Source organism: Herbaspirillum sp. 1130 (assembly GCF_017833835.1).
Lineage (GTDB): Bacteria > Pseudomonadota > Gammaproteobacteria > Burkholderiales > Burkholderiaceae_D > Herbaspirillum > Herbaspirillum huttiense.
On record NZ_JAFICQ010000006.1, the window covers coordinates 1 to 10,922 of the forward strand.

The window sequence follows — 10,922 nt, forward strand, 5'->3', positions numbered from 1 at the left end:
TTCTTGGCGAGACAAGAAAAGTGAGCGGCTGCCGGGCCGCTCCCGGCGCGTTCTTCCGACCGGAGAGAGAAAATAATTAAGCTAGAGCGCAGGAAGAAATTCCGTGCAGACTACCCCAAACCGTAAAACCAACACCAAAAAAAATACCGCCCAAGGAGAAAACCCAAGGGCGGCACAGAATAATTCCAAAAAAGAATAAATCAGCGCTCCGAAAATGGATGCGTCTTCTTCCAGTGTTCAGCGATATCGATACGCCGGCAGATCCAGACTTTGTCGTGTGACTGCACATAATCCAGGAAGCGCTGCAGGGCACGGAACCGTCCAGGCCGTCCGAGCAAGCGGCAATGCATCCCGATGGACAGCATCTTCGGCGCGTCTTCACCCTCTTCATAGAGCACGTCGAAACTATCCTTGAGGTACTGGTAGAAGTGCTCGCTGGTATTGAACCCCTGAGGCGTAGCAAACCGCATGTCATTGGAATCCAGCGTATAAGGCACCACCAGATGTGGTGCCTTCACGCCACCGCTGGTCTCGACTTCAGTCCAGAACGGCAGATCATCCCCGTAGTAATCGGAGTCATAGGCAAAGCCCCCGTGCTCCACCACCAGCTGCCGCGTATTGGGCGAATCCCGCCCCGTATACCAGCCCAGCGGCGCGCTCCCGGTGAGCTCACGGAAGATCTGCACCGCCTCCTGCATGTGCGCCCGCTCGGTCTCGATATCCATGTTCTGATAATGAATCCACTTCAAGCCATGGCAAGCAATCTCATGCCCCAGCTCCTGGAACGCCTGAGTCACATCAGGCGAACGCTGCAAGGCCGTGGCCACGCCAAAGATCGTCATCGGCAGACCGCGCTTCTCGAACTCGCGCAGGATGCGCCACACCCCCACCCGCGACCCATATTCGTAAATCGATTCCATCGACATGTGCCGCGCCGGATAAGCCGCCGCCCCCACGATCTCGGACAGGAATTGCTCCGACGCCGGATCGCCATGCAAGACGCAGTTCTCGCCGCCTTCTTCATAATTCAGCACGAATTGCAAAGCCACCCGCGCCTGGCCGGGCCAGCGCGCGTGCGGCGGGTTGCGGCCGTAGCCGGCCAGGTCGCGAGGGTAAGTTTGTTGCTGTGACATAAGTTCTTCGTTTGGCTGTCAAGAAAGGAAATCGCAGCGCCCGACCACAGCGCCGCAGGAAAAATCACACACGTGCAAAACCGCTGAGCAATCCATGATAAGCCTTGGGCAAGGGCCGCGCCCACTCACCACCCTTGGCCGTGCCCAGCCCCAGCGCCACCAGCGACTCCGCCAGCTTGACCGCTGCGGTCACGCCGTCGATCACCGGTGCACCAATGTCACGGCCAATGGCCGCACACAGGTCGGCCATGCCGGCACACCCCAGCACGATGGCCTCGGCCCCGTCTTCAGCCAGCGCACGCCGGCACTCGTCGGTAATGCGCGCCCGCGCATCGGAAGCCGGATTCTCCAACTCCAGCACCGCAATCTCGCAGGCGCGCACGTTACGGCAAAAACGCTGCATGCCGTAACGCTCGGCCAGATGCCAGGCCATGCCGCTGGTGCGCGCCAGCGTGGTCACCACCGAGAAGGACGGGGCGACCAGACTGGCCATGTGCATCGCCGCTTCGGCAATCCCGATCACCGGTCCCCGCGCCAGCTCGCGCGCGGCCGACAAGCCAGGGTCGCCGAAACAGGCAATCACGTAGGCATCCACACCCTCGCGCTCGCCCTGCTCGATTTCCTGCAGCAGGCCCGGCACGGCCAACGCCTCGTCGTAGTGGCTCTCGATCGAGGCCGGCCCCATCTGCGGACTCACGCCCGTGATCTCGGTGCCGGGTGCCGCCACCTGACGCGCGCAGGCAGTCATGGCCTCGGTCATGCTCATGGTGGTGTTGGGATTGATCAGCTTGATGCGCATGCTTGTTCCTTGATGCAATGAAGTCCAGGTCGGCGACGCTCAACGCTTGCGCGCGAACATCAGGTAGAACACCGCGCCCAGCGCCGCACCGATGAACCAGGAGAAGTCCGCCGCTTTGCGCAGCTGCGGCAGCATCACGCAGGCCACGCACACGGCAGCAGCCAGCACCAGCGCCTTGACCGCATCACGGTTCACGCCATTGGTGTACCAGTAACGGCCTTCGGGACGCATGGTGTAGAGATCCTCGACCTTCACCTGGCGTTGCTTGACCAGGTAGTAGTCCGACAGCAGGATGCCGTACAGCGGGCCGATGAAGCCGCCCAGTACATCCAGCGTGTAGTGGATCACTTCCGGATTGCCGAACAGGTTCCAGGGCGTGATGAAGATCGAGGCCGTGGCGGCGATCATGCCGCCGGCGCGCCAACTGATGCGGCTGGGCGAGAGGTTGGAAAAGTCGAACGCGGCCGAGACGAAATTGGCCACGATGTTGATGCCGATGGTGGCCGTCAGGAAGGTCAGCGCGCCGATCACGGCAGCAGTCGTGCTGTCGATGCGCGAGACGGTTTCCACCGGGTCGGTGATCAGTTCGCCAAACACGGCAATGGTGGCCGAAGTAGTCACCACCGTGACTATCGAGAAGGCCAGGAAGTTGACCGGCAGGCCCCAGAAGTTGCCACGCTTCACATCGGCGAAAGTATGGCAGTAGCGGGAGAAGTCGCCGAAGTTGAGCATCGGCCCCGAGAAGTAGGACACCACCAGCGAGATCGCCGTGATCATCACCGAGACCGCCGCCCAGCCGCTGTACTTGATCTCGCCCAGGTTCAGGCCGACATTCTGCCAGCCGGCCTTGTAGATCATCCAGCCCGCCAGGATGAACATGACCACATAGACCGCCGGACCGGCAAAGTCGATGAACTTCTTGATGGTCTCCATGCCGTTCCAGAACACCAGCGCCTGCAGCACCCACAGCAGCAGGAAACCGCCCCAGCCCAGCGTGGAGAGGCCGGCGAAGGAGTGCACATGAACATCGGCATAAGGCTTCAGTTCCGGGAAGAACTTCAGCACCACCACCACGAAGGCGGCCGAGGCCAGGTAGGTCTGGATGCCGTACCAGGCCACCGCGATCAGGCCGCGGATCATCGCGGGGACGTTGGCACCCAGCACGCCAAAGGACAGGCGGCTCATCACCGGATAGGGCACGCCATGCGCCTGGCTGGGACGCGCCACCAGGTTGCACAGCAGGTAGACGATGCTGATGCCGATCAGCAGCGAGATCAGCACCTGCCAGCTGGTGAGGCCCAGGGCGAACAGGCTGCCGGCAAACACGTAGCCGCCCACGCTGTGCACGTCGGACATCCAGAAGGCAAAGATGTTGTAGGAACCCCAGGTCTGTTTCTTCAGGGGGGCAAGGTCTTCATTGGTCAGGCGCGCATCGTCGGCGCCGGCGAGATAGGCGCCGGGTGCAGCGGAGGGGGAAGCGTCGGTAGTCATGGCCGGTCTCCATCAGAGAGAAAGGTTGGGTGAAACGAATCACGCCCGGCCGCAGCCGGGCTGTTCAACGGACTTCCTGCATGCTCTTGTCGGCATGGTGGTGGTCACACGGTCGGTATTGCATTCGGCCGCGCGACGTGGCCCTGTTTGTTTCTCACTTCCTTCTTCCATCTTCCTGATCCTCCCTGGCGGGAAAATCAGGGTGTGCGCGCCGGCCCGTGGGTCACAGTCCCTTGCCGAGCACGGCACGCAGATCGAACTGATCATCCGCATCCGGCCGTACCCGGTCCTCGCACAAATGCAAGTGATGTGCCATATGCGACTGGGCTGCGGCAACATCGCCTTTTTCCAGCGCTTCCAGCACGGTCTCGTGTTCATCGAAGGAGCAGGCGTTGTGGCCCGGCGCCTCCGTCTTGGCAATCATCAGTGTGGTGCGCGAGACCAGCTTGCGCAGCGTCTCCACCAGCAGCGCATTGCCGGTCAGCTCCGCCAGCGCCAGGTGGAACTGGGCGGAAAGCCGGATCCAGCGCGGCCGGTCACCGTTCAGATAGCAATCCCGCTCTTCCTCCACCATGCGCCGCAAACCGGCGATCTGGCGCGTGCCCGCCTCGCGCCCCACCTTCTCCAGCACCGCATGTTCGAGGATGTTGCGCAACTCGAACATGTCGCGCACCTCCGCATGCGAAGGGCTGGCGATGAAAGCGCCCCGGTTGGCTTCCAGATCCACCATGCCCTCCGAGGCCAGGCGCGAGAGCACCTTGCGCACCGTGTGGCGGGCCGTGTCGTAGATCTGGCACAGGGTCTGCTCGGTCAGCTTGGTACGCGGCGGCAGGCGGTGTTCCATGATCGCGTCATAGATGTCCTGGTACATCCTTTCCTCGACCGCTCCCGTGCTTTCGCGCTCGCGCGCACTGGCGCGGGCCGGGGCGGCAGGGGGGCGTGCGGTTTTGCTGGCTTTGTTCATGATGCTCATGCTCTGGCTGGAATGACTGTCTGGAAGGTCTTGCCGGTCAACAACGAGGCGCATGGATCGTCAACAATCTGAAAATGGATTTGCAACAAAACGGGGCTCATTCTGCACCAAAAAGAATGCCCTGTGACCCTCTTTGGGTCACCGCCGACGCGACTTTCGATGCTGCGGCGCAGCGCCGATGGGGCAAACTTCCCTTGTGAACAATGGCGTACCGCATGCTGCATGGCGTAATCTTGATTTCAAAAATTGTTGTCAATTCGTGCGTTCGATTGCGGCAAAAACGGGTGGTCAATGGTGCCGGTGGCGCGCTGCAAAAGACGGGCCGGACCGTCGCCAATCCCCTGTAACTCCTATGCAAGAAGCGTGCTTGACCGCAAGGGATATGAAAACGCCCGGCACATGGCCGGGCGCGATGTTGCGAGCTGCGGCAGGTCTAGTGGCTGGCGGCGTACTGTTCCAGCTCCTGGTGCAGGGTGGCCTTGTCTTCTTCGGACAGGAAGCAGGCGTCGATGCCATTGCGGGCCAGCTGCAGCACCTGCTCGCGCGAGAGGTTCAGCGAGCGGGCGACAGCGTGGTAGTTGGCGTTCATGTAGCCGCCGAAATAGGCCGGGTCGTCGGAGTTGACGGTGACGGCCAGGCCGGCATCGAGCAGGCGCGCCAGGTTGTGCTCGGCCATGTCCTTGACCACGCACAGCTTCAGGTTGGACAGCGGGCACACCGTCAGCGGGGTGCGCTGTTGCGCCAGGCGCTGCATCAGGGCCGGGTCTTCCTCGCTGCGCACGCCGTGGTCGATGCGTTCGACGTGCAGCACGTCCAGCGCGCCGATCACGTAGGCGGCCGGACCTTCTTCACCGGCGTGGGCCACCAGGCGGAAGCCGAGTTCACGGCAGCGGGCGTAGACGCGTTCGAACTTCTCCGGCGGATTGCCGCGTTCGGAGGAATCCAGGCCGATGCCCAGCCACAGGTCGGCGTACTGCTCGCGCAGCGGCAGTGCCGCTTCCAGCGTGGCGAAGGCATCTTCTTCGGAAAGATGGCGCAGGAAAGACATGATCATCACGCTGCCGAAGCCGTCGCGACGGCGCGCATCGCGCAGGGCGGCGGCGATGCCGGCGAACACGGTAGCGATCGGAATGCCGCGCTCGGTGTGGGTTTGCGGATCGAAGAAGATCTCGGCATGGCGCACGTTGTCGGCTTGCGCCCGGGCAATGTAGGCGGCGGTCATGTCGTAGAAGTCCTGCTCGGTGCGCAGCACGTTGGCGCCGGCGTAGTAGAGATCGAGGAAGGACTGCAGGTCGCTGAAGTTGTAGGCCGCGCGCAGGTCCTCGACCGAAGCGTAGGGCAGGGCGACGTTGTTGCGCTGGGCCAGGGCGAACATCAGCTCGGGTTCCAGCGTGCCTTCGATGTGCAGGTGCAGTTCGGTTTTCGGCAGGCCGGCGATGAAACCGTCCAGCGCGGCGCCGGTAGCGGAGGAAGAAATGACAGCTGAGCTCATGGAAACGACCCTTCAAAAATGGCAGAAACAGGGAAGGCGGGCGCGGGAACAGACCCGTGGGCGCCGCGCGACACTTCGCCGCGCCAGCATAGCCGCCTTCCGGACCCCGCATTATCACGCAAATCGCAGCCCTGGCTCCACAAAGGTAAAAGCCGGTATGCCGCTGAACCAAAGAGGCTGCGTGAGTTCTGAGCAGCAGTGCTGCGGCCTCTCGCCGGGCGGGACTTTGGCAGGGATGCAACTAAATCTCGCCAGCATCGGGCAAGCCATGTTTAAATGCTAAGCTTCTTGGGGGAAACGAATGCGCAAGTCGATCAGGGAAAGCATGCAGTGGATCGTGGGTGGCACCGTACTGGTGGCCATGTCGGGGTGTTCCATGATGCCGTGGACGGAAGCCGAGGATCCGACGGTGGTACCGTACAAGACGGTCCTGAGCGGTTCCTACCAGGGTTTCCTGAAGAACTGGGATGAGCAGCGCCAGCCGGTTTTCTGTGCCCTGATCCGCAGCCGAGCCGAGTGGGACCGCTGGATGCAGCCGGCTCCGGTGATGAACGACAAGCGTCCCTTCGGTCCTTCGGCCGATCATTTTGAACGCAAGCAATATCTGGTGGTGGCGCGCAGCATGTCCGCGCCGGATGCGGCGGAACGTCCCCATGTCTTCACGCCCTTGTCGCTGCGTCTGCGCGACGGCACCCTGCGTCTGAACTATCTCTATCGCGCACCGGCTTCCGGCGCTTCGTATCGCATCAAGGATTACCTGATGGTGGCCATTCCCAAGGAACGGTTCACGACGGGGCCGGTGGTGTTTTATGAGAATGACCGGAAGGTGTGTGAAGTGGAGCGGTAACGCCCAGGCTGGCCCAATGGTCAGCCACATCCGTGCAGGACCTGAACGAAAAAAAGCCGAAGGCGAGAGCACCTTCGGCTTTTTCATTTCTGACTCCGTCTGACATATGGCGGCTTCAAGCCCCCTGCGTCATCCCGATGAACTGCTGCAATTCCGGCGTCTTCGGATTGCCGAACAATTCCTCCGGCGGTCCGATCTCATGCACCTTGCCCTGGTGCATGAACACCAGCCGGTTGCAGACCTCACGCGCAAAGCGCATCTCGTGCGTCACCATCAACAGCGTCATGCCTTCCTTGGCCAGGCCGCGCATGACGGTCAGCACTTCGTTGACCAGTTCCGGATCCAGCGCCGAGGTGATCTCGTCGCACAGCAGCGCCTGCGGATTCATCGACAGCGCGCGCGCAATCGCCACGCGCTGCTGCTGGCCGCCGGAGAGTTGGTCCGGAAATGCATCAAACTTGTGACCCAGCCCGACCTTCTCCAGATTGGCCTTGGCCGTGGCCATCGCCTCGGCTTCGCTCGTGCCCTTCACGATCATCGGCGCAATCATCACGTTGCGGCCCACCGAGAGATGCGGGAACAGGTTGAACTGCTGGAAGATCATGCCGACCTTCAGCCGCAGGTTGCGCAGCTCCAGTTCGCTCGCCCCCAGCTTGGCACCGGCCACGCTGATGTTGCCCTCGTCGATGCTCTCCAGGCCGTTGATACAGCGCAGCAGCGTGGACTTGCCCGAACCGCTCTTGCCGATGATGGCGATCACTTCACCGGGCTCGACGTCCAGGCTGATACCCTTGAGGACTTCGTTGTCGCCGAAGCGTTTCTTGACGTTGTCAATGGCGATGAGCGGCATTGTATTTCCTTTCTAAAGACTGGCTGTACTTGGACAGCGGCCAGCAAAGCACGAAGTAGAAGGCACCCACGATGGCAAACACCGTGAAGGGGCGGAAGGTGGCATTGGTGATGACGGTGCCGGCCTTGGACAATTCGATGAAGCCGATGATGGAGGTCACCGCCGTCGACTTGATGATCTGCACGCCAAATCCCACCGTCGGTGCAATCGCGATACGGAAAGCCTGCGGCAGCACGATGTAGCGCATCTGCTGGAAGTAGCCCATGGCCAGCACCGATGAGGCTTCCCACTGCCCCTTGGGAATGGCTTCCACGCAGCCGCGCCAGATCTCGGCGAGATACGACGCGCTCCAGCACATCAGCGCCAGTCCCGCCGCCAGCCAGGCCGGCACTTCGATGCCGAACAGCGCAATGCCGAAGAAGACCAGGAACAACTGCATCAGCAGCGGCGTGCCCTGGAACAGTTCGATGTAGAGCCGGGCGACTTGTCGCAGCCAGTTCTGGCGCGAAGTGCGCATGAACAGGATGATCAGGCCCAGCGCGCCGCCGAGTACGAAGGTGACCAGCGACAGGACGATGGTCCAGCGCCACGCCAGCATCAGGTTGCGGACGATGTCCCAGGTGGTGAACGTGATCATGCGGTCCTCCGGGCAGTGATGAAGTGGTTGCCGATCAGGCGCAGCAACTGGCGCAGCAGGATCGCCAGCACCAGGTAGATGGCGGTGGCGACGATGTAGGCTTCGAAGGCGCGGAAGTTGCGGCCCTGGATGTAGTTGGCCGCGAAGGACAATTCTTCCACCGCGATCTGCGAACACACCGCCGAGCCCAGCATGACGATGACCACCTGCGACGACAGAGCCGGCCAGATCTTCTGCAGCGCCGGACGCAGGATGATGTGGCGGAAGATCTGCCCGCGCGACATCGACAGCGATTGCGCCGCCTCGATCTGCCCACGCGGAATCGCTTGTACGCCGGCGCGGATGATCTCGGTGCTGTAGGCCCCCAGGTTGATCACCATGGCCAGGATGGCAGCGGTGATTTCACTGATGTGGATGTTCAGCGAAGGCAGGCCGAAGAAGATGAAGAACAGCTGCACCAGGAAGGGCGTGTTGCGGATGATCTCCACATAGCCGCTGACGATGGGTTTGAGCCAGCCCGGCCCCTGCGTGCGTGCCCAGGCACCGAAGATGCCCACGGCCACGCCCAGCACGCCGCCGATGGCGATGAGCTCGGCGGTGGTCGCCACACCCTTGACGATGACGTCGGTGTAGTCGAGCGTGGAAAGAAAATCGAATTGATAAGCCATGATGTCGTGTCTGCCCTGCCTCGAAAATGCTGCGTTTGCCGGGTTGTCCGCCTGCCTGCTGCCGGGGTAAAACTCGTTTGCTGCTGTACTGCTGCTGTACTGCTGCTGTATTGGTGCTCTCTGGCGACCGTACTGCCATCGCCTTGCTACTGTACTGGTGGATTCCCGCAACTGTCATGCCGCACACCATGAAGGTGTGCGGTCACTCCAGCAAATTACAGGCCAGCCGGCAGCGGCAGGCCCAGCCACTTCTGGGAGATGGCGTTGAGGCTGCCGTCCTTCTTGGCATCGGCCAGGATGGCGTCGACCTTGTCCTGCAGCTTCTTCTCACCCTTGTTCAGGCCGATGAAGCAGGGCGAATCCTTGATCAGGAACTTGGTCTCGGGCTTCTTGGGCGGATTCTTGGCGATGATGGCGGCGGCCACCACGTTGCCGGTAGCCACCAGCTGCACCTGGCCGGAGAGGAAGGAGCTGATGGTGCTGTTGTTGTCTTCGTAGCGCTTCACGGTGGCCGAGGCCGGCACGATCTTGGTCAGTTCCAGGTCTTCCACCGAGCCACGGGTGACGGCAATGGTCTTGCCGGCCAGGTCGGCGGCGCTCTTGACCGGCAGGTCGGCGGGGCCGAACACGCCATTGAAGAAGGGCGCATAGGCAGCGCTGAAGTCGATCACCTTCTCACGCTCGGCGTTCTTGCCCATGCTGGAGATGACCAGGTCGACTTTCTTCGTGGTCAGGTAGGGAATGCGGTTGGCGCTGGAGACCGGGATCAGTTCGACCTTCACGCCGATCTTCTTGGCGATCAGGTTGGCCACGTCGATGTCGAAGCCCAGCGGCTTGAGGTCGCTGTCGACCGAGCCGAACGGCGGGAAGTCGGCCGGCACCGCCACGCGCAGCGTGCCGTGCTTCTGGATATCGTCCAGGGCGTCGGCGCGGGCAGCCGAAGCGGAGAACATCATGGCGCCGGCCATCAGGCCGAGCAGGAGTTTGGTCAGTTTCATAGCAGTTTCCCTTGGGTTGACGTCGTTGACTACGTTGATGAGTGGCCTGTGCGGTACTGTGCTGCTCAAGGCCGTTTGCTTTCCTGGCGCGGCAGTCCGGTCTCGCCCGCAGCCCCCTGCCGCGACACCGATGCCAGCGCCTGTCGCAGCGGTTCCAGCGGATCGCTGCTGCGCACCTGGGTGAGCCCTGATTCCACATGCTGCAGGTGGTCCTGCATCAGTTGCTCTGCCCGTTCCAGATCGCCGCGTTCCAGCGCCTCGACGATCAATACATGTTCCGAACACGAATCCTCGGCCTGCTCCGACGACTGGTGCAGCATGGCCGTCAAGGTGGTGCGCGCGGTCAGGTCGCGCAGCGTTTCCGACAGCAGCGAGTTGCCCAGGCATTCGCACAGACAGACATGGAAGTCCCCCAGCAGATAGCTGCGCGCCCCCACATCGGCCCCGGCGATGGCCGCCTCTTCACGTGCGATGTGATCGCGCAGCTGGCCGATGGCCTGCGCGCTGATCGGCCGCACCCGCGCCTGGCGCAACAGCCCCAGTTCGATCACGCGGCGTGCCTCGAAGGCTTCGCGCGCCTGTTCAGCAGTCGGCTCGATGACGAACCAGCCGCGCCGGGCACTGACGGTGACGATGCCACGCGCCATGAGCCGGGTCAGCGCTTCGCGCACCTGGGTGCGCGAGACGCCGAACAGGTCGGCCAGCTGCTGTTCGCCCAAGCGCGTCCCCGGTGCCAGTTGCTTGGCGAGGATGGCCTCGGTGATGCGGACCGCAATCTGCGACGACGACTTGGCGGAAGGATCGGTGTTCATATCCCCTCATCAGCAAGTTGTGTGCCACGCTGATATACAAGATTGGCATACAACAAGCCGCGACGATTATTGGCGGCCAGACGCCGGTGTGGCAAGGGTTTGCGCGGGGTGTCGCAATGTGGTCACGCTGGCGGGAGGGCGGGTGATGCGGCGCAAAATGGACGAAATGAAGGAGTCGGCGCAGGGCTTGCCTGCTTTTGGTGCGCTTGAGCCCGCCACAGG

At 62.3% G+C, this 10,922-nt stretch carries 11 protein-coding genes; 1 reads left to right on the top strand and 10 read right to left on the bottom strand.

Going from position 1 to position 10,922, the window contains the following annotated elements; all coding sequences use genetic code 11:
- Window positions 1-200 precede the first annotated feature (200 nt).
- The 5 genes from puuE to JOD78_RS24260 form a co-directional block, all read right to left on the bottom strand.
- Window positions 201-1,133, bottom strand: a complete 933-nt coding sequence (gene puuE / locus JOD78_RS24240; RefSeq protein WP_121040601.1) for an allantoinase PuuE — start codon at window positions 1,131-1,133, stop codon at window positions 201-203.
- Between the two features lie 64 nt (window positions 1,134-1,197).
- A complete protein-coding gene (locus JOD78_RS24245) occupies window positions 1,198-1,932 on the bottom strand; it encodes an aspartate/glutamate racemase family protein (protein WP_121040599.1) in 735 nt (244 codons plus the stop codon).
- Window positions 1,933-1,971: 39 nt separating this feature from the next.
- Entirely contained in the window at window positions 1,972-3,423 is a 1,452-nt protein-coding gene (locus JOD78_RS24250; RefSeq protein ID WP_121040597.1) for an NCS1 family nucleobase:cation symporter-1, read from the bottom strand.
- Window positions 3,424-3,646: 223 nt separating this feature from the next.
- The gene (locus tag JOD78_RS24255; RefSeq protein ID WP_034334381.1) at window positions 3,647-4,387 is read right to left on the bottom strand and encodes a GntR family transcriptional regulator; all 741 of its coding nucleotides are present in this window, start codon (window positions 4,385-4,387) and stop codon (window positions 3,647-3,649) included.
- Window positions 4,388-4,829: 442 nt separating this feature from the next.
- A complete protein-coding gene (locus JOD78_RS24260; RefSeq protein WP_134136988.1) occupies window positions 4,830-5,888 on the bottom strand; it encodes an adenosine deaminase in 1,059 nt (352 codons plus the stop codon).
- Window positions 5,889-6,189: 301 nt separating this feature from the next.
- Between JOD78_RS24260 and JOD78_RS24265 the strand changes: the two genes are divergently transcribed.
- Window positions 6,190-6,735 (top strand): hypothetical protein, encoded by a 546-nt coding sequence (locus JOD78_RS24265; RefSeq protein WP_209569373.1) that lies wholly within the window; start codon window positions 6,190-6,192, stop codon window positions 6,733-6,735.
- A 115-nt stretch (window positions 6,736-6,850) separates the two neighbouring features.
- Here the strand turns inward: JOD78_RS24265 and JOD78_RS24270 are convergent, their stop codons facing one another.
- The 5 genes from JOD78_RS24270 to JOD78_RS24290 all read right to left on the bottom strand — a co-directional run bounded on the left by JOD78_RS24270 (window position 6,851) and on the right by JOD78_RS24290 (window position 10,700).
- Window positions 6,851-7,585: an amino acid ABC transporter ATP-binding protein gene (locus tag JOD78_RS24270; protein ID WP_088755038.1), complete on the bottom strand. Its 735-nt coding sequence runs from the start codon at window positions 7,583-7,585 to the stop codon at window positions 6,851-6,853.
- The gene (locus JOD78_RS24275) at window positions 7,566-8,222 is read right to left on the bottom strand and encodes an amino acid ABC transporter permease (RefSeq protein ID WP_034334373.1); all 657 of its coding nucleotides are present in this window, start codon (window positions 8,220-8,222) and stop codon (window positions 7,566-7,568) included. The genes JOD78_RS24270 and JOD78_RS24275 overlap by 20 nt, the downstream gene beginning before the upstream one ends.
- Complete coding sequence (locus JOD78_RS24280) at window positions 8,219-8,890, bottom strand: amino acid ABC transporter permease (RefSeq protein ID WP_034334375.1); 672 nt, start codon at window positions 8,888-8,890, stop codon at window positions 8,219-8,221. Before JOD78_RS24280 ends, JOD78_RS24275 begins: the two co-directional genes overlap by 4 nt.
- A 215-nt stretch (window positions 8,891-9,105) precedes the next feature.
- The gene (locus JOD78_RS24285) at window positions 9,106-9,888 is read right to left on the bottom strand and encodes a transporter substrate-binding domain-containing protein (protein WP_121040592.1); all 783 of its coding nucleotides are present in this window, start codon (window positions 9,886-9,888) and stop codon (window positions 9,106-9,108) included.
- Between the two features lie 65 nt (window positions 9,889-9,953).
- Window positions 9,954-10,700, bottom strand: a complete 747-nt coding sequence (locus JOD78_RS24290) for a GntR family transcriptional regulator (protein ID WP_034334379.1) — start codon at window positions 10,698-10,700, stop codon at window positions 9,954-9,956.
- Between the last annotated feature and the right edge of the window lie 222 nt (window positions 10,701-10,922).

What these genes read in the sequence shown, in the direction of transcription:
- puuE (WP_121040601.1), bottom strand. Translation starts at nt 1,133, where the DNA reads ATGTCACAGCAACAAACTTACCCTCGCGACCTGGCCGGCTACGGCCGC.
- JOD78_RS24245 (WP_121040599.1), bottom strand. Translation starts at nt 1,932, where the DNA reads ATGCGCATCAAGCTGATCAATCCCAACACCACCATGAGCATGACCGAG.
- JOD78_RS24250 (WP_121040597.1), bottom strand. Translation starts at nt 3,423, where the DNA reads ATGACTACCGACGCTTCCCCCTCCGCTGCACCCGGCGCCTATCTCGCC.
- JOD78_RS24255 (WP_034334381.1), bottom strand. Translation starts at nt 4,387, where the DNA reads ATGAACAAAGCCAGCAAAACCGCACGCCCCCCTGCCGCCCCGGCCCGC.
- JOD78_RS24260 (WP_134136988.1), bottom strand. Translation starts at nt 5,888, where the DNA reads ATGAGCTCAGCTGTCATTTCTTCCTCCGCTACCGGCGCCGCGCTGGAC.
- JOD78_RS24265 (WP_209569373.1), top strand. Translation starts at nt 6,190, where the DNA reads ATGCGCAAGTCGATCAGGGAAAGCATGCAGTGGATCGTGGGTGGCACC.
- JOD78_RS24270 (WP_088755038.1), bottom strand. Translation starts at nt 7,585, where the DNA reads ATGCCGCTCATCGCCATTGACAACGTCAAGAAACGCTTCGGCGACAAC.
- JOD78_RS24275 (WP_034334373.1), bottom strand. Translation starts at nt 8,222, where the DNA reads ATGATCACGTTCACCACCTGGGACATCGTCCGCAACCTGATGCTGGCG.
- JOD78_RS24280 (WP_034334375.1), bottom strand. Translation starts at nt 8,890, where the DNA reads ATGGCTTATCAATTCGATTTTCTTTCCACGCTCGACTACACCGACGTC.
- JOD78_RS24285 (WP_121040592.1), bottom strand. Translation starts at nt 9,888, where the DNA reads ATGAAACTGACCAAACTCCTGCTCGGCCTGATGGCCGGCGCCATGATG.
- JOD78_RS24290 (WP_034334379.1), bottom strand. Translation starts at nt 10,700, where the DNA reads ATGAACACCGATCCTTCCGCCAAGTCGTCGTCGCAGATTGCGGTCCGC.